Genomic DNA, 22,041 nt, shown 5'->3' on the forward strand with positions numbered 1-22,041 from the left:
CAGCTTGACCTACAGTGGAACCCAGGACGTTCTCTGGTAAACTGCATTCATTGGAAGCCCGGGATGGCTGGCATGAGTGACGGAGACGACCTGGGTTTCGGAGCCCTGAAGGACAAGCAGCGATCACTGAGGTCGGGGTTTCCCGAACCCCTGGGACTTCGTGTACACCGGGCGCTCAGCTGGTACGGTCGATCAACGCAGTCGATGGACGACAACGACATCCGTTTCATCCTGCTCTGGGTCGCGTTCAATGCAGCATACGCGCAGGATATGGGAGGGCCGGACGCAGGCGGAGAACGCTCGGCCTTCCGCACGTTCTTTGAGGCGCTTGTGTCACTCGATCGCTCCAACCGGATCTACAACGTTGTCTGGAAGCGGTTTCCCAACGAGATCAGGGTCCTGCTCAACAACAGGTTTGTGTTCGCTCCCTTCTGGAGCCATCAAAATGGAGCCACCGGCTCCGTGGACTGGGCTGCCGCACTGGCTGCCAGCCAGAAGATAATTGCCTCTGCAATGGCGCAGCAGGATACCGGCAGATTGCTTTCCATCGTCTTCGACCGCCTCTATGTCCTCCGGAACCAGATTGTCCATGGCGGAGCGACCTGGAACAGCAGCATCAACCGAAGCCAGGTGAGGGACGGTGCAGCGGTGCTGGCCAGTCTGCTGCCGGTCTTCATCGACATCATGATGGACAATCCGGAATATGACTGGGGCAGGCCCTTCTACCCGGTCGTGGAAAATGTCGTCGAGGCATCGAATGGTTGAGCTGGAGGAAGTGGATACCATTGGTCTCCTGAGGGATGCCACGAGCAGGTTCACTCTCGACAGGGACAGCATACATGGACCCGCCCACTGGCGAGCAGTTCTTGCAAATGCGATGGCTCTGGCAGATGCCCTTGAGTGTGACCGGTCGCTTGTGGCGGTGTTTTCTCTCCTCCATGACTGCCGGCGGGAAAACGAATGGCGCGATCCCCGCCATGGAGAGCGGGCGGCCACGGTTGCTCGTGAACTGAATGGACAGTTCTTTGATTTCTCGGAGGCCCGCCTCTCGAAGCTTCTCGAGGCCATTCACTGGCACGATGCGGGACGGACTTCGGAAGATCTGGATGTTTCCTGCTGCTGGGCCGCGGACCGCATCGAGCTGCGTCGGGTGGGTATCGAACCTGCCAGGTGGGGCTTCTGTTCGCGGACCTGGCCGACGGTCCAGGAACTCCTCTCCCGTAGATCCAAAGTCCCTCACAAAGTTAAACAAGGATCCTGAATGCTGTCAGTCATTCCCGACCTGCATGCCGACCCTCAGCGACTGTTGGATACGCTGGCTCGGATTGGTCGTTATAACCGGATTGCGCTTCTCGGGGACCTTATCGACGCCGGGAAGAATGTCAGACATCCTTCTGATCGCGCCGTACTCTCAATGGCCCGGGAGCTTGTTGACAACGGCAGGGCCGTCGCAATCATGGGAAACCATGAGCTCAATGCAATCCTTTTCCATCGCTTGGGCCCCGGGGGGCCTCTGAGGGAGCGCAGTACCAAGAACCTCAAGCAGCACTGGAGTTTCGTTGCTGACTTTGGAATCGGCACGACTGCTGCACTTGAGTGGACGAATTGGTTTCTCGATACCCTGCCGCTCTGGCGCGAAATCGATGGCCTGCGCCTCGTGCACGCATATTGGAGCGAGCGGCTGATCGCGATCGTTGCGGCACGGAGACCGGATGGATATCTCCGTGAGGAAGATCTCCCGGAAATCGCCGAAGGTCGGAGTGAGTTCGCCACCGCAGTCAAATTGCTTGTGTCGGGACCTGAGTTTCCTCTGCCCGGCAACGGAAGGATTACCGACAATTCCGGGCACAGGCGATCGGAGATAAGGCTGGCGTGGTGGAAGTCAGCACCGGCCACCTGGAAGGATGCGGCTCTTTCGGTTGCCAGGCCTGAGGAGATCCCGGACGGATGGGTCCCCCCCGAATATCTCCAGGGTCTGGAAACAGGCTCACTCCCGATTGTATTCGGGCACTACAAGATCGCGGGCGAGCCATGCCTGCTGGATGCCACGGCCGCTTGCCTCGACTTCCCTGCTCGCCCCTGTTTCCTGACGTGGCGCGGAGGGGAGAAAATTGAGGCGGAAGACGTGATTACGGTTTAGCCTGACCGGCAAATGCCTAGAATCATTCGTGTAATCGATTACGAAACGACCGGCCTGCCCGAGAATACGGGATCCGAGATCATCGAGCTTGGTAGGATCGATGTAGACATCCTGTCGAAGGCCATCCGGAACCCTTGGAGATCCTTTGCGCTGCCGAAAGGACCGATTCCTCCGGAGGTGAAGGCCGTTCATCACATCCTGGAGGAGGAACTCGCCGGAGCTCCGCCCATTTCTGACCTTTGGACGACGTTCTGGGAGGGCTGCGCAGGGGATGATATCCTGGCCGCCCACAATGCTTCCTTCGAAATGCACTTTCATGCGGGTGACGGCCGTCAGTGGATCGATACCTACAAGTGCGCCCTGACGGTCTGGCCGGACGCTCCTGCCCACAACAACCAGACGCTCCGATACTGGCTTGGAATTGATCAATCCGCAGGGTTTGACCGGGAGTTTGCAATGCCCCCGCATCGGGCCTTGCCGGACGCCTACGTCACGGCACACATTCTGGTCCAGCTGTTGTCAAAGTGCAGCGTCTCGGAACTCGTCACGATTTCGGGAAAACCCGCACTTCTGAACAGGCTTAATTTCGGAAAATATAGGGGAATGAAGTTTTCCGCGGCGCCGGCGGATTACCTGCAATGGATCCGCGACAAGAGCGAATTGAATGAGGACGTCAAGTTCTCCGCAGCCTATTGGCTGCAAAGGCGCTGACCGGTCTGGATCCGGTTGGTGGTTCGCCGCCCCCTTTAGAATGAGTTCTCCCCAAGCCTGTCGAAGACCTATTCAATACCGGAAAAATGTCAGATAGTTTGATACAGACGGGCGGGGTATCCGAGGATCGGGACATTTCAGAATGTCCTGTGGAGTTGAGATACAGAGGGAGATGTTTCCGAGCTTCAGAGGACGCTTTCCGGGGTGGGCCGAAGCAATATTGAGGATCCGCTGACTGCGGCATGTTCGAAATGTTTTGGCGCGACGGGCAGCCACATCCAGCTCTTGAAAATGATGGCTCTTTCGAATTTCAGTGAGCTGAGGGAGGACGTCTTGGCCGATGTCGAATCTTTTGCAGGTGTCTGCTCTGGACCGGGCACCACTCGCTTAGACCGGTCAGGCTCACACTTCGATGCTTGTCGACGCAATCGGGAAGCCACGCTACATTGTAATAGAAGAGCAAAAACTATGATAGTTGCATAGACAATGACTAATAACGATTCATCCAGCCAACAACAGCCTGAAGCAGGTGATCAACAAGCGTGGGCGGCGCGTCTTCGAGAGTTGATAAGAACTCGTACTTTGAAAAAGGACAGGTTGGACGAGCCTGAAATACGTATTGCAATTGAAGGCTTGGCTGCCACGGTTGAGAATGGAGCTGCTCCCGACCTTCGGCTTGAGGCGGCTGCAGTCCTCGGAAAGGCTGCTGAGGTATCTGTGCCGATCAGGGCTGTTGTCCAGCCGCTACTGGAGCACAGCCTGAGACAGGGGCTCCCGCCCGTCCATGCTTGGGGGAACGCTGAAGACCGGTTCTATCTGTCAAAGGCGCTATCAGCATCACCTGCTGCTTGGGTACGGGATTATGCTGCTGCTGAGCTCGCTCGAGCTGATGTGGACGAAAAGCTATCGCGCCAGATGTGGGCCGAACTAGCGATAAGCAGAGCCGACAGCCTTTCCATTGCCCTTGAGAAGGTTGCGCGATCGTTGTCTGACCATTTGGGGTCCACGCCTAGCGCCGGCGACACCGCCAACCGAAAATTGATCAGAATTGCGGAGGCGCTTACGCAAACCCTCCTTACGGCGGACGTGCCCACAGGAAGCGGCTTTGGCCGGGCGTTAAGCATGTTAATGCTTCAAGGAGGAGGCAGCAAAGGAGCGGAAGCTCTGCGGGTACGTGAGGATGCCGCAATTGCGTGTCTCGAACTGCTGGTTCAGATTGTGAGGCTGCGCTTCGAGGCTCTCCTGGACTCCGATGTTTACAGAGCTGCTGGTACAATTAGGGGCTGGTGGCGACCGGGGCGTCCACCTGACGCCGTCGAACGAAAGGCAGATAGACTTCTCAATCTTGGAGTTGATGGCCTGTTGGTTCTCTGTCGACAGGGCATCATGGACAAGGATCTCAGGCAGGCAATGGTTTCTGCGTTCGGTGCTGATCGTGTTAACAGCGCGGGCAGTCAGAAGGCCAGTAGTGATCCTGCGCTGAATGCCGATTGTTCTCACTGGCTTGCCACAGGAAGCAATCGTTCTGCGGCGCGTTCAAATGAAGTCGTGCGAGAAATGGGAGATCATGCCCTGCACGAACTGATTGGCCAGTTGCTCATTGTTTCTGATAGTCATGATGGTGGTCCACAAACCCTCAGAGGCATCGCTGACTCTCTCGAGGTTTTTGAACCATCCCAAGCTTCCACACTTAGGTCGGCTGCGGACAGATCTGCACTGATCAACCAATGGGTAGCAGCATTGGCCGCAAAGCGGCGGATATCTCTCAGTGGAAGAAAAGGAGAAGTGGTAAGCTATGATCCACTCTTGCATGAATGCAGTGAGGTTGTGCAACGTTCCGCCAACGTCAGAATGGTAGTGCCCGCGGTCATGTTGTCCTTGGAAGGGCGATCACCTGAAGTGGTCATCAAAGCAATCGTCGAAAAGGCTTAGAATTGGGGGAATGACTTGGAGAATGGCTTTGCGAGATATCTGCTCAGGAACCTTCTGGAGCGAGCAATGTCGCCGGGAGAGCGGACATTTCTGACATCCATGGAGATAGAGGCACTTCAGGAAGTCCTTGGACAGGTTTCTGAACAGATACCTCCTGCTGCTTCCGCTGAGCCCTCAGGGACCTCGGGGGCATCCGAACCGGTAAGGAATCCGGATAGGCCGCAGCTGGCTCTGGCGAAAGTTCAGGATAACGATATTCCAAAGAACCTGATGCTCTGCGTGGATTTCGGAACTTCGTTTTCCAAGGCCTTTGCTACTATTGACAATGGTGATGACCGACCTGAGCTCATTGATCTGCCTATCGGTGAAGGTAGCGGTTCAGCCAGACTTGTGACCCCGTCCGAGCTGATAATCGATGCCGGGCAGATTTTCTTTGGCGGTCGCGCTCGACAGAGATTGGACGAAACTCAGCAGGCAGCTGATCGACTGATTGACTCGATCAAGCAGTATGTAACCCTCAATCAAGATGTCTCTGTGCTGGGAACCGCGCGTCTTGATCAGATACAAGATCCCACTCAGGCGTTGTCGCAACGGGACATCTTGGTACTCTATCTTGGCTACCTGATGTATGTAGCTGAGCGTGCCTTGGTGACAGCCGGACAGACAATCAATGCGCAGAGACGATTCGCGCATCCGGCATGGCCTGAGAATACGAGGCAGCGCAACGAAGACGAGATGCGAAGAATGATGGCCGAAGCTGTTGTTCTGGCTCGATCGGTGAAAGATGGCTTTGAGGGTGGACTTTCCGTGATCGATGCGCGGGAGCTCCTCGACAAGTTGAAATCGCTTGCCGCAGATTCTCTACCTTTGAATCTCATTCGGGAGCCAGTCCGGGAGGCAACTGCGGCTGGAGCAGGCGCTCTTCTGAGTACAGCCGAGGGCCATCGCGAGAAGTATCTGATTGTGGATATCGGCGCTGGCACAACGGATGTCGCAGGGTTTCACTGCGTGAATAACCCGAACTGGGACAGGTCGCGTGTTTGGGAGATTTCCGGAGCCGCCAAAGCGAGGAACATGGCCGGCAACGTTCTCGACAACGCTTTTCAGAAGTTTGTTCTTGGCAAGAGTTCCCTCACGGAGGGATCTGAGGAGTACAGGCAGGCTGGTTTGGCAGTCAGGCGGAGCAGGCGTCTCTTGAAAGAGCAGCTGTTCAGGGAAGGAAGTGTCATTGTCTTGCTGCCCACTGACGAGACGGTGCCGGTGGATTTGGATGAGTTCCTGGAGTATGGGCCTGTTGTGTCGTTCACGAATGCCATAGTGGCGATGGTTGCGGAAGCTGCTGATCTAGTTCAAGGAAATGATGTCAGTAGCATACGGCTTGTCGCGACAGGCGGTGGTGCAACTCTTCCGGTGATCACCAAGATTGCAGAACATGGTGTAGACGTTGGTGGGCGACATATTGGATTTGAGCTCAGCGATGCGATCGCCGAAGGCGTTAGGGAGACAAATCCTGATCTAGTCGAGGCCTATTCGCAGATTGCTGTTGCTCTGGGTGGAGCTCTCCCCAATTTGCCGGAACAGCGAGCCAACGTGCGTGGAGCAATCAATGCTCCTCCTCCCCGTGTCATTCAAACGACATACCGGTGAAAACGCAGAATTAATGGCTTTTGGCCGGGCTCTTATCTTCAATGATGCTTCAAATCCTGGGAGAACTGATCGCGCATTCTAAGAAGCGCTGATGCCGGACATATCTTCTGCGTCTACAGCCTTCAAGAAATGTGGCCAGATTCAGATATCCTCGTACCTAACAACTACTTTACCGCGTTTTGTAATGGTGACTGGGCGACCGGTGCGAGTTCTTGCCTTTCCGGCAGGCAATCGTATCCAGCCCTCTGATTCGCAATACTCCTCGACATCAAAATATTCCTTTTCATCAAGAAAGACGTGAATCCCCCGTTCAAGTTTGGCTGCATCATAGAATCTGCTGGATGGATCAGCGCTTAGCCTGTCTGGCGGTGTCAGTACGGTCATCTTGCGCCTCTGAAGAAATTCAGTTGATTTGAATTCCTCGGGGAGAAGAGAACCCTTTGCGCCGTTGCATGCCTCGCACGCTGCAACGGTGTTTTCTTTAGTGTCCTCTCCCGCACGAGATCTCGGTATAACATGATCAATAGTCGGTCTGCAGCCGATTAGTTTCCCCTCTGTCGCCTGTCGCATGTCTACGCCACAGTAGTAGCACTCGTTGTTCTGAGTCACGAGGTGATCAGAAAGCCAACGGCGCCTGTCATCTGGTTTTGAAATATCTCGCATCTTCCACGCTGCATCCAATTCTAGGGAGCGGCGCCTTTCTGGCCTGTTCATTAAGAGGCGATCGAGAACGGTGAGAGGACGAGCACCCGGCAGATCAGGTCCGGTCGGAGTGTTGTTCTTCTTTATGAATCTGCAATCCCGGGGTAGGGCTACGTGATCCGAGGTGGCGTGATACCCTGTGCCCTCCACGAGGCTGAGTAGCGCTGCATACCGGCTTGCGTAATCTTCCAATGATCGCCAGTGACTACGATGAGTGGCATGTCTTCCGGTGCCTCATGCCGTGACTTGCTCACTCTACCGCTCTTGAGCTTGTTCACGTTGCTCTTTCCCAGCATCATGAGAAGTTCGGCAACGGTTCCACTGCCATTCCGCAGGGCATATGCGTAATCCGCGAAGTTGAGTGGGTTGCCTGCGGTTACCTGGTAGACTCCGTCAACAACTTGGCGAGGATTCCAGTTGCGAACCACTTTCCTGTCCTCTGACATCTTCGACCTCGAGGTTATTGATCTCACTGAGAAGATGGAAACTATATATAAAGAGCTTGAATTCGGGAATACTGTTCAATGAAGAAAGGTGATCTTTCCCTCGGTCAACCTTTTGCCCCGGCCAGGGATCAGCGAGCGTCGTGTAGCCTGGCAGAGCAGGTTGATGCTCCACTGCTTCTCTTTTGACGGACCGGAGCCAAGTCGCTGCACCATATCGTTCACAAGGTCTGACGTTTCGGAGTATGCGATCTCAGTGGAGTCAGTCCAGAGCGCGGCCAAGCTGGGAGCTATGCGAATCGCGAAAACCTCGAGGTTCTCAAGTGTTTGCTTGCTTCCATTCAACGGGGCGAAAACTGCGCTGATGGATGCGAGCGAGACGAGGAAACTCATTGGGACTCACTTGCCAACAGTGCTTAGGATCTCGCCTGGCCTACGGCGCATGCCCTTGAACGCTACGCTCTCGAAGCGACCCTCGTGGCCAGCCTTGGACTGGGTATGCCCATTCGAGAAGCCCAGAACCAGAACGCGGGGGTGGGAGGAGCCCCATGCTCCAAGATTGTTCACGACCTTCCAGGTTCCGATCTGCGTCTCGTCGGATCCCGGTGGGAAGCACTTCCTGCATTCGATCCAGCCGTGGTGAGGCAGCAGCGCAGGGGGATTGTCCATTTCCGTCCTCTCTGGTTTCAGGATACTGCGTGCTGATTGGGAATAGGGTAGTCACCCAGCAATCATCTTCCGGATTTCTGCTGCATCCCGCCGTTGCCATGATACGCCGGCCACGATCCCCCAGTTGCCATTCCCATTCGGCCGCCGCCAGCAGGGTGTGGCAGCCCTCGACAGCAGGGTGACTGCTTCGAAGTAGTCGCTTACCGGCTGTTCTGCACCCTTTGGACCAATGGTGTATCCGCGGCTGTTGCGGCATGATACGGGGTCAAAGATGGTGCCGTCCTTTGCGACTGGCACGAAGACAGCTTCCTCGATTGTTCTCGGCTCGGTGAAGCGGGGTGGTTCTGCACATCCCTCGGCCTCCATCCAGATCGACGGCCTGAACCCATCCCGCTTGCCAAGCCACCGGAGTGCGTCCGCCGCGGAAACCATGCCTGCGGAATTGGAACGAAGATCCGTATCGCCGCTGCTGGGGGTCAGAAGGTTGCGAATACTCTTGCTCGTCATCCGCGCAATCGCTGCAAGCTGCTCCACCGACAGATCCCGGCCGAAGTCGAGATTGAACCTTGCCTCCGCAGCTAGAAGGGTCCTCTCCATTTCGTCGAGTGAAGCCCAACCCCGAGGGATGCTTTCGATGAGTGTGCGGCCCTTTGCGATGTGGAGTTCATAGAGGCGCTCGCGATCAGCGTTGCTCGCATCCAGGCCGGCAGCAAGCGCAAGGCCATAATACCCATAGCCATTCAGTTCCACGAAGTACTCGGAAGTCTTCGTGATCCCCACATCCATTCCGGCGCCTTCCCAGTAGAACCGCCAGGGCTCGTCGCCGGTCGTCGTGTAGTTCGACGTCTTCTCGTAGAGAGCCTTCATCGCATGATCCACCGCATCGGCTTCTCCCGTGAGTTGCTCCAGGAATGCGCCGGTCGCGATGACCAGTTTCACAAGTTCGGAGGTCTCGAAGTCCTGGTAATCTTCCCCGAACTCCTTGACCCGCTGGCTGTAGTCATTGGGCAGATTGGTCATTTGAGCTCCAAAATTCGGAGGAATGAGGATAATCCCTGATCCTTAACACTCTCTAGATCATCTGCATTACCGAAGTAAAGAGGAAAAAGGATTATCCGGCATCCTGTCGAAGATCCTATCTCTTTTGGATAATATTTCACTATTAAGTTGCTGCCTTCGTGCTTGGCAACGCCAATTCCGGGCGCGCTCGATATCCGGCAGGCCTAGGCACAACAAGCATGTCCGGTTGGAAGCCGCGTCTGACACAAAATGTCCGCCGCTCTCGGAAGGAGGGGAAATCTGTCCGCCCCGCTTCAATCAAGGGGGATCCAGTGCCGAGCAGAAGGCATTCCTCCGCGTACCACAATTCCGCCCACATCGAAGAACATACGGGAAACGTGTGATGCAACCTGGCGCTACTGTGGAGCGCAGGACTGCCACCATTGCCGCTACATCCCTGTCGAGCTGCTTCACGATTGATTTTCCAGCCTGCGCTGGAAGGCCTTGTGTTCCGCTCGTCCTTGATTTGCCTTTCCTCAAATCGGCATCGCGGAGAAAGCATGACCAATACACGGAGTTTGACGGAACTGCCCTGGAGCCAGGGCGGCAGAAGCGGAGTGATGCGGGTCATCACGAAACCGGATGATTTCGTCGAGCTGGAGCTCGGCGAACTCGGCAAGTGCAGCTTGCCCAATTCGGTGCTGAGAACCCTTATGATAACGCTGCTGAACACGGTAAGGAAAAACCAGCCTCCATTCCATTGGACGGAAGCCGATCGCCACTACACCGAGTGGGACTCCCACGCAGAAAACCAGCAGCGGCGATTGATGTCCGACTTCCGGAATTTCATGGAGGTCTTCATCTACCTCGCCTCACTGGAATTCAACCGAACCGAGAATTCGGTCCGCTGGAAACTCAACGGGCTTGATCTCCGGAAGCATCTCCCATGAGCGGGCCGAGGAAGAAGTTGCTCAGGTCCTATGAAGTGAAGGCTCATCACTTTGAGCGGGTCGAAACCTCGATGATCCTCGAGGCGGCTTCGGCCGAGAAAGCGAGGGAGCTGGCCCTCGACCATCTCAGTCGGATATCTGACGACTGCACTCTCGAAAGCGTGGTGGAGATAGCGCCACAGGAGAGAGAGGAACTGGAGACGCACTACCAGCGGCGACTGCACTGAGCCTGTTGGCGATGGGAGGGTTGGTTCGACGCCAACCCTCTCGTCGGCGACGCACATGCATTGAATTCCCCTGGCGATTGCCCGAGTATCCTCAGGCCCCACAGGAGGATGAGTCCATGACAGCCCAGGCGCGGGAGTCACTGAAGTACCAGGACGAAACGCTCTCTCTCTGCGGACTGCCACTGGACAGCTATTTCGAGCTTCTGGGGGAGGATCCTCCATTCATGGCACGCGACACGGCATTGTGGCGGGGTTACATAGGGAGCTGGGAAATCCTTGACGGGCGCCTCTATCTCGTGGGTCTCGGCGGTTATGGACAGACCGGCAAGGACATCGACCTTTCCGATCTCTTTCCCGAGTACCCGGAGCGTGTCTTCGCACATTGGGTCAATGGCATCTTTCGCGCAGAGCGAGGAAAGCTGCTCAAGTACGAACATGCCGGCTTCGCGAGCCTTTACGAGCAGGACCTCTTCTTCGGATTTGAACACGGACTTCTGCAGTCGGTCGAGGTGAAGTCAAATGCCGTTCCCGCCAGCGAGGACTGATGCGAGGCGCTGGCGAACACAGGGCAGTTTCGGAATCGGGAGTGTGAAGACTTGAAGTGGATCGTGGCCTATCTCGGCATCGGCATTCTGGTCCTTCTCGGCTTCCTGATCGACGCTCGTCTGCGGGAGCCACGCAGGAAACAGGACGGCTGGAACGAAATGCGGGCACTGCTCCTCAAGGGCAGGCAGTCCTGGGCGTCACGTGTCGTCGACAGCTATCTGATCCCCGGGCTGACCGCGCTCCTTGTTCTGGCCTTCTGGCCTGCGGCCCTTGTTCTTGCGCTTTACATGAACCGTGACCAGAGGAAGGGATCGGCGCAGGCTGAAGGTGAGCTCCCTGCGCAATTCATTGTCACCCGGGAGCATCTGCGCGAAGCGCTGAGCCCGGAGCGGATCGAGATGCAGGAGATGGTCGTCGACCCCCTCGATGCCGCCCCGAAGGTCCCGTTCGGTTTCCTGAACGGGGGCTGGCAGAGGCTACGAAGGGAGGCGCAGGAGGGTGACCAGTTCTGGTCATTCGATGCTCCATGGGGACGTTATGGCACTGCTACTTCCAGACGCGTTGGCTATGCCCTCGTTCGCGACGGGAAAGTGGTGACATGGTTCGTCGGGTCGATCGTGCCTCTGGACAACGGCTATCTCTAGCTCCCCAGTTCTCCTCCCCGGCGAACCGTCATCCTTGCTGCGCAGACGATGGATGTCCTTTCTGTGGGCGTGCCGACCAGGAGACAGGCGACCGCTGCGGATAGCTGTCCTGCCAGTGGCGGCGCCAGGCGCCGTCTCGTGAATGTGGCTTTCGATCAAGGGATCCGCTGCACCATTACGGATCACCTAGCAGATCCTGTGGAACCGTGACCTGCCGGATCCGGGATCCGTGGTTTCACCGTGCGGGAGGTCGACGTTCATGTCCTTCACGAGGCACTTTGCTCACCGACGCCGGAAGCGACCTGTCTGCCTCGCCGCCGTGATGAGCTGTCCGTCATCACCGATCACAATATAGACATTGAGCCAGTTGCTGATTGGCTTCAGCCCGCGCTCTCCACCCAGATGGGCCCTGAGCCTCCTGCAGGCAGCCTTGTCGAAGAACAGCCGATCTGCTCCGCCGGATCGCATCGAGCTCCCGAAGCGCTCGAGGAACTCGACGATGATCGGCGGGATCGACCTCTGCTGCATTCTCTCGGCGGCATGATGTGTATTGCTCATCGTATCTCTCCACGACGATGTGTTGTTGTGATCTGCACGAAAAGGTCGAATTCGCGGTGATGCCTCTTCTCCCCGATCCGGCCCGGATCGGAAGACAGCGCGTCACTCAATGCGCAGCACAGTTCCGTGGCTGCAGAACATGATCACGTGGCAGGACGATGCATTCTGCCTAACGATCGATGCTGACTGCGTCGCAATCTCCTTCGAGATTGCAGAGTGTCGAAACTGTCCTGAATGAAGTGAAACGCACACCAGTTCGCGGCGTCTCAGTAACTTGAATCTAGAACGAAACAAAGTTGAAGTCAATATGGGTGGGTCATGCTCGTTCAAGGCGCGCAACAGGCAACCAGGGAGAATGTCGATTGGAATGATCACCACGCACGAGGTGCAGTGTTGATCACGTCAGCATCATTTCCGTTCCGCGGGAGGAACGTGGGCCAGATGAGGAGAGCCGTTCTGTGAGGGTCGTGTCACAAGGACGGTGTCAGCCTTGGCCGATCGATCCGAGGTGTTCTGTGTACGGCGAGCATTCCAGAGCCAATGCTCCATTGATTGAAGCGAGACCGGGAACTTCGTTGGGACAGGCCTGTCCCAATTCCAGGATCGTCCTTGAGTCACAGGTGACCCAATGAGCTCGGACGGAGCGGTTCGCCGCTCCGGCGGGGTCACGGCGCTCGGGTGGATGGGAGAATATGTCAGCCTGACATATGTTCCGCGTCTCCAGGTTCATCTGGCGGACGAAGGGGCCGCAAGCACCATCTGCCATTCTGGTAACCATTACAATTTACAAGGGAATAGCCGCTCCTCGGATCTGCCGGGCTGGCAGCCTCCACTCGCGCGAAACAGCCACCCCGTGGCCTCGCGGTCGAAGGCACCAATCTCCCGTGACAGCCTGTCACGGAACCCCCACCCGCATGCCGGATCCGGGCCTGTAGGTCGTTCGCATAACGGGTATTATGGACCGGAGCAGAAGGAAGATGTTTCGCAAGTTCTTGATACATCGCGGTAGGGTCTAATGCATCGTAGCGCGCTGCCAACTGCCGCCCAGCCTCCCCCTCATATCCCTTTACAGACCGCAAAATATATCCCCCAGCAGGAAACTAGTCCAAGACTGGGACTTCTCCAGAATGGCTTAGTGTCGGCTAGTGGAGATGAGCTAACCCCCAGGAGGCTAACATCCATAGAATTAGGCTCGCGGACCCTCTTGGATCCGTGAGATCAATCCTACTTGTGCCCTAAGCGCGCGATATCTTCAGATGTCCCAGCGAGCTCCAGCAAAACATTTGCCCTGCTAGTAGCAACATAAATGAGATCTGGGTCAGTCAGCCCCTCAAGCCCGATCAGGAAGACGCAAGGGCGCGATAGACCCTTGAAGCGTCGCACCGTGTCGAAAACAATGTGATCCGGCCGAATGTCATCAGAGCGGCATGTTGGTCGTCCAGCTATCTTGTCCGGCATTTCCGACGAGGAGCGCCCGGTTCCAAGGAGCACTGCAATTTGCCCTGGTGAGACCTGACCAGAGCTAAGGAGTTGGGAAATACGTTCACTCACTCGTGAAAACGCTGCTTCTCCATTGCTGCAGACCAGGCTACCCACAGGCTCACCCTCTGGTCCAGTAGGGGTGCTCCGACGTCCTTCATACCACTTTGCCATCAAAGCGTGAATTCGTCGTGTATTGCGGAGATTTCTCGTCAATGCGATCGACGAGACTGGGAGTGCATCTATGAATCCTCTCTCTGGAGAAAACAGGCGCTGGTTGTCGTCATAGAATACATAGAAGTGACCCGCTTCCGGATCCTTGATTGTGAGACGCAGGGCATGCAGCCAAGAGTCAAGAAAATCCTGCCCCTCATCGACGATGATTGTTTCGAAGCACAGGCTTGGATCTCTGCTGACAGCCTCAACAAGTGCCTCAGGAAGTGCGCGATCAAACAATGTCTGATCTACTTCGGACGGCATATTGACACCGGTCTTCTTCGCGAAAGTGCGGCACAGAGAGTGGAAGCTGGCCGCAACAAGGCCATCGTGACCTTCGCATAGTGTACGTAGATAAGCAGCCAGCGGAGCATTGAAGCAAGTCAGCAGCGTACGCCTACCTTCAGCAGCTGATCTAACGGCCTTCTCGACAGCAAGCACTGTCTTGCCACTTCCGGCTCCCCCTGAAATCGCCATTTCCTTGTTGTCGGCAAGAGAATCGAGGATCCAGGCTTGCTCGGCTGTCAGTCGCTCGATGATTCGCGCATCGTCGGCAAGGCTCATGCCGATATGCGCCTTTAACTCAAAATGGCTAGCCAGAAGTTCTTCCAACGCCCTCAAACCATCCACGCCGAGGGGGCTTTCACGCGTTTCGCTGCCTTCGGTCATTCGACGGCGAATCCATCGATCAAGAGTGTCCATTTCATCCCCGAACGCAATAATGTCGAGTGGCGCGTCAGGTGCCAGCGCTCGCGAGGGACGGACGCTGCCAGGAAGTATCGCGCCGTGTCTTGCTCGTATGAAACGACCCTCGAGCGCTCTGCTTGCTCCTAGGCGCTTCAGGAAATGATACTTGCTGCTCCGTGCCTGAGCCAACGGGTTCTTGATCCTGAATCTGAACCCGTCGCGGTCCTCACTGATCCACTGACCATCGTTCTCTCTGCAACTCACTCTCCCGCCTTTAACCTCGAGAAACAGGAGACCGTACTCAGGGTGTGCGACGATGAAATCAGCCTCTCCGTCAAACTGGTTGCCATCTCGATCCGCTTCATACCATGACCGAGAATAGTAGCAGTTGTAGTCCCCTGGGAGTTTGTCTCTTATACGCTCGTAGACACGAACTTCAGATGACAATTTCGTATTGCTCAGGATGTGTTCGGGCAATTCCCTAGGATACATTCGCGCCATGTTCAGTGCTGTCCGTCAAGGAGTTTGCGGAAGAAGCCGAGTGCGGGATTATCGGGCGTGCCGACCAGCAAGCCTCGATCAAGGTGACGGTTGAAGTGCTCGCATGATGTTTCCGGGAGGAACGTGCAGCAGTGACAGGCTGCTGACCCAGATCCTTCGGAAAGCGAGAGAATTCCACTGCTGCATAGTGGATCGGATGAACACCACTCCAGATTCCGGAGTGCGGCGAGTAGGATAGGGCCAATCTCGCTGGTTCGGCCCTTTCGCGACAGTCCCCCCAGAGTTCCGTCGGAGTCCGGCGCTGCAGTGTAAAGAAGAAAGCCGCACATTCCGTCAGACCCAGGTGAACAGTACAACCTCTCACGTATGGAGGCAGTGGAATAGCCGCTGTCGAGTGACAGGCGCTCCGACAGCGCATGGGCTGTGGTATGTACAAGGAGTAGTCTTGCTGAAATGGTTATTGGCAATGGGCGATCGTTACCATTGTGGTCTTGCCACGCACGTTCGGCAGCTCGATGTGCCGCAGCAGCCCGTTCGGCAACCTCGGGACGACTCTCCCAAGAGAATACGGCGGCTTCGTCGAAGTTGATGAAGATACCTTCTCCCCTGACTTCGATTGCCGGTAACCAGTTAAGCTTCTTTTGGGACAAGGGTGCGACGAATGCGCTGTTGTCGGCTGCTTCCGCTGGGCTAAGCCGAGTGAATGCCTTCAGTGCTCGCACTTCGCGCAGTCTTTCAACTGAGACGACACGGCCCAGGATCCCTGCCAACTCGCTTGGAATATGCTGAGGCGATATCTGAAACTCTGGGAACTCCTCTCCCTCTGCGCCACCGGAACAGAGCATTAGGTGTTCGTTGGGACGCAAGTCGCCGGTCTTGTCATCCAGAACAGACAGGAGGGTGAGTATTCTCGCAGTCAACTCTTGATGTTTCATGTCCGGTTCTGGCCATCTAGGATGGATTCGCTTCCGCACAAAATCAGGAAGCTGTGACCGATCGTCCAAAGCAACGATATCCGGCCAGAAATCCTCTAGCATAGCCCGGAAGGAGCCGCCAAATGGTGGGACATCGAGTGCTGATGAAATAACGGGAAAATAGGCGTTCGAAGCTCCGCGCTGAATGGCAACTGGTGGGTTGTTGCATGCCACCGGTTGAGCCTTGAGCCAGGGTGATTTACCATCGCAAGGCAGTTTATTAAGGGCGCCCGGTGACAGTGCACCGTCAAGATCGCGTTCTGCCTTGCACTCCGTGCAATGGACCTTTAGCCCCTTCAGTCCTGCTCCATCTCCAATAAGCCTCAGGGGTTTTTTCCGGGAGCAGGATTCGGAATGTTTCGGCCACGACACCCACGGAAAGTCCTGAAGATGTCCAGCTGCGCACGTTACAATGAAGCGGACAGGTACCGCATAGACTTTTCGTATGCGCTGACCTCGCCCAGAGCTACAAGAGGGGCACCACAGTTCAGGTTTTCCGATCTCGGAACTCCAAGACCTGCTGCGTTGGAGCAGATTACATTTTGGACATACGTGCCAATCAGGAAAACGATATGCCGGCAGCAAGCGGGGACGCTTGTCTCGGCCTACTTTCTCGTCTCCGACCGGAGGAAGCCTGAATCCATTTACTTGAAGTCTTGCTTGGAGTGGTTCGTGGTGAATGCGCTGATCATTGAGGAGGCCCGGTTTGATGGCCAATTGATCCCAAGCCTCAAGGCCAGCCGCAACTACTGAGACCGGAGCACCATTTTCTCCTCTGAAATCGATAATGGCACCTGGACCATTACCCGTCAGGGCTTGGCTGCGTCGAATCCTGCCAATCGGTTTCACTGCGCTGCTCCCCTGTCCGATCCACCTTCCAACAGAACGTAGGACACTGACGCTTCAACGGAACGTAGTGAGTTGGGTGTCGGTGTCTGCCCGCTAAAGCGAGCCCTGTTTCCTCGCTCGGCGGCTGATTCCGCTGAAGCCAGGAGAGCGTCATCGTAATCATTCCAGTAGTTAGTTAAACCCTGTCGATCGAACCATGCGTCAAGAAATGCATTGAGTTGAGCGCGCGCAGCCGTCGCTTCTGCGGAATCAATCCGCTCGATCCGGGCAATGATTACTTCCAAAAGTGCTTCAACTTCCTGTTGATGCTGCGCTATCGCGCCAGGATCCTGCATGCCTCTCACCAGATGGCGGACCATGGCAACATATGGCGCGTGCAGCGCGCGATCACGCGCGCGGGGTGCGAAAGGAGTTACGCTTGTGGCCTCTACATCCCGATAGAGACTGCGATGCCAACTGGCAAATGTCTCATACCGGCTGCGGTCGCGGGACTTGGCCGCGTTGAACAGCGTGACAACAAGACCGGGAGCCTTCTGGCTCCTCCCGACCCGACTTGTGGCCTGAATGTACTCGGCAATCGTCTTTGGTTGACCGTTGACAACCATCAAACCCAGTCGAGAAACATCCATTCCAACGGATATCATGTTACTAGCCAGAACGATGTCGACGTGGTTCGGCTCGTTCCAGGTTCGCTCAAGGTCTTTCAGGTACCTTGGAATATCACTGGATCGCACACGGCTTGTCAGTTCGATCTGCATGCCGGCATCGCGCTCGGATTCACCGGGCCTGCGCGCTGCATATTCACGCACGCTGCGGGCAACGTCGTCGCGCATCAGAACGAGTGCGCCACCTAGCTCCCTCAGTGAATTGAAGTAATTGACGAGAGTCCAGTATCCATCGCGCTTATCCGGAGCCAACGTCTGATCGGTAGCCGCCTGCAGCAGAGAAGCCGCGACTGCTTGTTGAGTGAACTTGGCCGAGCGGCCGACAGTAGAGATACCTATGTAGCGACGTCCAGCCACACTACGGTCCTCGATGGCGAAACCTGAATTGGTGTGATCTAGTCCAGGCGGGGGGAATTGAAAGGAGCGTCGATCGAACAGAGCCTTGATCTGATCGTCCGCCCTTCGGATTGTTGCCGTTGATCCAATGACCTTCGCTCGGGCGCCGGATGCCGATCGGCAAAGTTCATCAATTGCCGTTTCATATAGACCAGCAAGGCTTCCTAGCGGGCCTGAGATCAAGTGGAGTTCGTCCTGGATCACCAGTTCAGGCGGCTCTGTAGGCGTCCCGATTCCGAACAGATAGCCAGTCTTCTGATTTCGAGTGATTTGAGCGTACTTGTCGACCGTTCCGATCACAAGAGTTGGCTGTTCGCGATAGACATCCTCATCGACCGTCCAGATCGGAAGGAGCTTAAGCACTTGCCCAACATAGCAAGAACTAGTCAGGCAGCGCACTTCTACACGGCTCTTGTCTACCGAGATCCTCCAGTCGAGTGCCTCGTGACAGCAAGGGCAGCTCTGCAACTGAGCAGGAGAGCTCTCTGCATCTGTACCCAGTACCTTTTCTGCCTGCTCGACAGTGTTGGGTGTGGCTCCCTCGCCAACCCAGAGCCCAAGGGAGATGGGGACATCTGATGCAAAGTGCGAGGGCAGAGGTGCCTCTATCAGAGTTGACTTGCCGAGCCTCACCATCTCACAGGCGCAGATGAGGGCCGCTGCACGCTCGAACTGCTGTATTGTGAGCAGTCGAAGTGTATATCGCATAAACGTCGTCACGCCCGCGCCCCCGGGATTTCCCTTGGCGCGGATACGACGGAGGAAGATCGTGAAGGCCGTCAGCAGCAGATAGGCTTCCGTTTTTCCACCGCCCGTTGGAAACCACAGTAGATCCATCGTCTCACGATCAGGGGAATCGGATGTGGCGATCGACTCAAGGCAAAGGAGCGCAAAGCCGAGTTGAAAAGGCCGCCACGACAGTTCGGGAGGCTGAGGATTGACACGCCATGAATACTGAAGCGCAAGTGCAGCGTTCGCTAGCCGGAATGCAGTCATCACATCAGATGATGATCTGAGCAGTTCGATGCCCGCTCGCATCCGCTGTTCAGCGGCTTGACAGCGATGTAGGTGTTGCTGGGCTTGCTCTGAGAATTCATGAGGTATCCCGATTGCTTCGCCTGCCATCCTCGAAATCCAGCGAGAGTAGGCGTCGACAAATGATCCCAGTCCATTCAAAAGAGTGGCACCGCTCTCTGATGCAAGCCAGGATGCTCCGAGTGGCATCCTCGCACTTGTGCTCCGGAACTCGATGTCGCCCTCTGCGCTAACAACATGTACGGTGGCCTCGGGGAACCAGCTTGTCGTGATCCGATGAACAATGCCGTCAATGGGCTCGTCCCACATGGCTGAACAAGTGTGGCCAACCCCGAATTGCTGAACGTGGCGATAGAGTAGGGCTGATGTGCGTACATCGTCATCTCCCGACGCCGGTCCGGCTTTGTCTGGCTTGGGAACAAAACTGCATTCACTCTCACACTCAACATCCATCGAGAATTGAAAAATTGCAGCCTCTTCGTTCGCGGAACGGCTTCTTGCCTCAGTCACTCGTGCGTCGTTGGTCGCAGCCAGCGTGATCAGCAGAATTTCACCCCAAGAAACAATTCTGCAGTGCAGCGACACCCCTGCAAAACCGATGCCTGCGAGGCTGATTACCGGAGCCGCTTGCTTCCGCAATTCCGCCACCTCTAGGGCGACTTCGGCGGAGTGCGGCTCACGCCTCCATTTCTGTGCGCGTCTTCTGGGGGAATCGATTGCTTCTTCAGCGCCGACTTCTGGTCTGTAGCGAGCTCCCTTAACTCTAACGCGCAACCTCGGTGCCGAACCACTCGGCTGGATCGCGAAGGAGAGGCCAGCAGAGCTTGGCCGAAAGGCCGAGATCGCCTTCACCCCATCGAGGGCAGTACCTACAGAATCGGAATCGTCAGCATCGCTCGCCTCATCATCATCCTCAGGCTGAGTGGTCGTACGTGGAGGGAAGAGTATCCCTGTCATATATCGATCGGTGGGCCGATCCGAAATCAATTCATCTGGTGCCTCAGGACCAATGAGATCGACCTTCATTCTATCCAGTAAAGTGTCGCGCGCGTCAGTCATTCCAACTCTCCAGGCAACGTGATCCCTGCTTAGCGGGGGATGGTGGCAAAGCCACCCAAAAGAGGCATGATCGCAATGCTTGGTGCTTCCCCGGGACGCGCTGGTACGACAACCGTAGTTGCGCCAACGATGGATATCGCACCAATTACATCCGGAAGTGGGGCCCCGGGTTCGACTTGCCGCAATGACTGCACTATCTCGATAAACTGTTCAGATAGAACTCCAATCGCAGTCCCCTCACGATCTCCCATTCTCACGATAAGTCTGCCGTTGGAGTCAGGGTATGCAGCTACTTGGGGGCCATCTAGCGATGCTTGCCATATCGCTGAGATAGTCTCCGCCTCACTGGTCATATGTCCGGAACGCATAAATTCGGTCCAGTCTGCAAGGTCCCCCTCCAGACCGACTTCGATGAGGCGGCTATCACGACGAGCGGCCCAGTAGCGCTCAGGAGTCCCAATGGTGTAGAATTGTCTTGGGTTGATCCACCCTGTTCGGAGTTCCGAGCTCGCCCGCGTTGCCCCAACATAAAGGGTGCGTGCCTCCTCCGCCCAGTCCACCGTGTCGCCGTGGGGGGCTCGAGTGAGCAATAGCATCACCTTTTCGGCCTCCCTCCCCTTGATGGCGTGGATCGTAGAGAGTAGCGGCCCCGACCTTCCTTCATAGTCAGTTACAAGGTCTAGTGGAGGATCGGCAAGAGCTTCGGCAACGTGGCCGACTGATATGTCACCGCGTCCGGACGCATCTAGATCAAGCAGTATGTTCCAGCAGTCTGCGGCATCGCGCTGCGGTGCAGGTCTAATCTCAGAATAAAGGAACTGAAAGCCATCTTGCGATACTCTGGACGTAGCCGGTAAACCACCAAGCAAGGAACCAATCCACGGTTCGATCCTCTGAGGGCGATCAGATAGTCTGACGCGGTAGCTCCGACCCGCCGCACGCAACTCCTCAGCTGCTGTGTAGAGACCGCGACGACTTCTAGTTAAAATGAGACCACTTGCCGTAGATGCATGGCTCGCAAAGCTTGTCACGTCCCTCTCTATGGTCGCTGTTCCAATCTGCTCTCTAACAAGAAGATAATTGTCCCTCGAGCCAACAACATCGGCTTTCAGCGTCTTGCGAATTGAGCCGAACATGCTCTTCAAGGCCGCAGTTCGAGTGCGATAATCGTGTTCAAGTTGATCACTGGTAAAATCGGAACGCTTCGCAACAGTTGTTAGAAATGTGGCACCCGTCTTGTCTCTGTATTGGTATCCATAAATCGATTGGGCAAAATCTCCGAAGACAGTTATGCCGCATGTTGGGGCCAATAAGTCTAGGAGCGCCCCACACATGTGCTCGCGATCCCCCACCAGATCCTGGGCTTCATCAATGATCACATGTTCGAGTTGGCCCATCGCGTCTACCACGACTGGGTTATTCGAGCGCAATAGCTTCGTAGCAGCCTGAATGGTTGCGTCATGGCCGCCGGAATTGCCAAGGCCAACTGCTGCAAGTAGGCGTGCAGCAAATGAGTCGAAAGTTCTGACCTGCAAGGATGCCACGTTCGGAGTGTTATCGAGGCGTCTTTGAATTCTGTTTCGAAGTTCAGCAACCGCAATACGCGTAAAGCTTAGAATCAGGATACGCGCTGGAGCAAGATCGTCGTTCTGTACCAAGGAAATGACACGTTCGCAGGCCACATGAGTCTTCCCGCTACCAGGCCCGGCCTCAATAACCAATCTGGAGTCCGAAGTTGCTTGCACCACACGCAGTTGGCTTTTGTCCAAAATCTGTGCGTCATATGAGGGGGAGTCCACTGGTGCGCAGTCGAACCACTCATTGAGGAACTCTGTGTTGGCCTCACTCATCGACCACCTTTGCTCCGCAGGATCGAACGATCCACAGAGGAGGATAGCTCTACGCAGAGAGCGAGGCATCGGAGTATCGCTCGTCCAGCTTCCTGCCGGTTCGAGCCTACCTCGGCTCCCTAACATCCTTGGCTCGTCTGACGCTGCAAGGACTTCGACGAG

At 56.0% G+C, this 22,041-nt stretch carries 18 protein-coding genes and 1 pseudogene; 10 read left to right on the top strand and 9 right to left on the bottom strand.

Annotation, left to right across the window (positions count from 1 at the left end):
• Positions 1-72: 72 nt before the first annotated feature.
• The 6 genes from DK847_RS16600 to DK847_RS16625 all read left to right on the top strand — a co-directional run bounded on the left by DK847_RS16600 (position 73) and on the right by DK847_RS16625 (position 6,430).
• Positions 73-765, top strand: coding sequence for a HEPN domain-containing protein (locus tag DK847_RS16600; protein WP_111199706.1), 693 nt, complete (start codon positions 73-75; stop codon positions 763-765).
• On the top strand, positions 758-1,261 hold the full coding sequence (locus DK847_RS16605) for an HD domain-containing protein (RefSeq protein ID WP_111199648.1): 504 nt from the start codon (positions 758-760) through the stop codon (positions 1,259-1,261). The genes DK847_RS16600 and DK847_RS16605 overlap by 8 nt, the downstream gene beginning before the upstream one ends.
• A complete protein-coding gene (locus DK847_RS16610) occupies positions 1,262-2,140 on the top strand; it encodes a metallophosphoesterase (RefSeq protein ID WP_111199649.1) in 879 nt (292 codons plus the stop codon).
• 12 nt (positions 2,141-2,152) lie between these two features.
• Positions 2,153-2,851 carry an exonuclease domain-containing protein gene (locus DK847_RS16615; RefSeq protein WP_111199650.1) on the top strand — a complete coding sequence of 233 codons (699 nt, stop codon included), beginning with the start codon at positions 2,153-2,155 and terminating at the stop codon, positions 2,849-2,851.
• Between the two features lie 486 nt (positions 2,852-3,337).
• A complete protein-coding gene (locus tag DK847_RS20440) occupies positions 3,338-4,783 on the top strand; it encodes a hypothetical protein (RefSeq protein WP_146256161.1) in 1,446 nt (481 codons plus the stop codon).
• Positions 4,784-4,849: 66 nt separating this feature from the next.
• Entirely contained in the window at positions 4,850-6,430 is a 1,581-nt protein-coding gene (locus DK847_RS16625) for an acetate and sugar kinases/Hsc70/actin family protein (RefSeq protein WP_146256162.1), read from the top strand.
• Positions 6,431-6,571: 141 nt separating this feature from the next.
• Here DK847_RS16625 and DK847_RS21090 read toward each other — a convergent pair whose 3' ends face one another.
• From DK847_RS21090 to DK847_RS20870, 3 genes are all read right to left on the bottom strand, one after another.
• Entirely contained in the window at positions 6,572-7,324 is a 753-nt protein-coding gene (locus tag DK847_RS21090; protein ID WP_146256163.1) for a DUF3297 family protein, read from the bottom strand.
• A 329-nt stretch (positions 7,325-7,653) separates the two neighbouring features.
• Positions 7,654-7,968: a hypothetical protein gene (locus tag DK847_RS16635; protein WP_111199654.1), complete on the bottom strand. Its 315-nt coding sequence runs from the start codon at positions 7,966-7,968 to the stop codon at positions 7,654-7,656.
• 327 nt (positions 7,969-8,295) lie between these two features.
• The gene (locus DK847_RS20870; protein ID WP_204508365.1) at positions 8,296-9,264 is read right to left on the bottom strand and encodes a hypothetical protein; all 969 of its coding nucleotides are present in this window, start codon (positions 9,262-9,264) and stop codon (positions 8,296-8,298) included.
• A 539-nt stretch (positions 9,265-9,803) separates the two neighbouring features.
• Here DK847_RS20870 and DK847_RS16650 point away from each other — a divergent pair.
• The 4 genes from DK847_RS16650 to DK847_RS16665 all read left to right on the top strand — a co-directional run bounded on the left by DK847_RS16650 (position 9,804) and on the right by DK847_RS16665 (position 11,610).
• The gene (locus DK847_RS16650) at positions 9,804-10,193 is read left to right on the top strand and encodes a hypothetical protein (protein ID WP_111199656.1); all 390 of its coding nucleotides are present in this window, start codon (positions 9,804-9,806) and stop codon (positions 10,191-10,193) included.
• Positions 10,190-10,420: a hypothetical protein gene (locus DK847_RS16655; RefSeq protein WP_111199657.1), complete on the top strand. Its 231-nt coding sequence runs from the start codon at positions 10,190-10,192 to the stop codon at positions 10,418-10,420. Before DK847_RS16650 ends, DK847_RS16655 begins: the two co-directional genes overlap by 4 nt.
• Before the next feature lie 116 nt (positions 10,421-10,536).
• Positions 10,537-10,965, top strand: coding sequence for a hypothetical protein (locus tag DK847_RS16660; protein WP_146256164.1), 429 nt, complete (start codon positions 10,537-10,539; stop codon positions 10,963-10,965).
• A gap of 51 nt (positions 10,966-11,016) precedes the next feature.
• Entirely contained in the window at positions 11,017-11,610 is a 594-nt protein-coding gene (locus DK847_RS16665; protein ID WP_111199659.1) for a hypothetical protein, read from the top strand.
• Between the two features lie 282 nt (positions 11,611-11,892).
• On the opposite strand, the gene DK847_RS16670 is transcribed toward DK847_RS16665, so the two are convergent.
• From DK847_RS16670 to DK847_RS16690, 6 genes and pseudogenes are all read right to left on the bottom strand, one after another.
• Positions 11,893-12,168, bottom strand: coding sequence for a hypothetical protein (locus DK847_RS16670; protein WP_111199660.1), 276 nt, complete (start codon positions 12,166-12,168; stop codon positions 11,893-11,895).
• Between the two features lie 1,224 nt (positions 12,169-13,392).
• Positions 13,393-14,532, bottom strand: coding sequence for an AAA family ATPase (locus DK847_RS16675; RefSeq protein ID WP_161957333.1), 1,140 nt, complete (start codon positions 14,530-14,532; stop codon positions 13,393-13,395).
• Positions 14,533-14,697: 165 nt separating this feature from the next.
• Positions 14,698-15,051, bottom strand: a pseudogene (locus DK847_RS21160) (nuclease-related domain-containing protein); the annotation flags it as partial.
• Positions 15,052-15,053: 2 nt separating this feature from the next.
• Positions 15,054-16,874, bottom strand: coding sequence for a DUF1998 domain-containing protein (gene drmB, locus DK847_RS16680; RefSeq protein WP_111199662.1), 1,821 nt, complete (start codon positions 16,872-16,874; stop codon positions 15,054-15,056).
• Complete coding sequence (locus DK847_RS16685) at positions 16,871-20,029, bottom strand: helicase-related protein (protein ID WP_111199663.1); 3,159 nt, start codon at positions 20,027-20,029, stop codon at positions 16,871-16,873. Before DK847_RS16685 ends, drmB begins: the two co-directional genes overlap by 4 nt.
• A gap of 29 nt (positions 20,030-20,058) precedes the next feature.
• A complete protein-coding gene (locus DK847_RS16690; protein ID WP_245414650.1) occupies positions 20,059-21,879 on the bottom strand; it encodes a UvrD-helicase domain-containing protein in 1,821 nt (606 codons plus the stop codon).
• Between the last annotated feature and the right edge of the window lie 162 nt (positions 21,880-22,041).

It is taken from the genome of Aestuariivirga litoralis (assembly GCF_003234965.1).
In the GTDB taxonomy this organism is placed as follows: Bacteria; Pseudomonadota; Alphaproteobacteria; order Rhizobiales; family Aestuariivirgaceae; genus Aestuariivirga; species Aestuariivirga litoralis.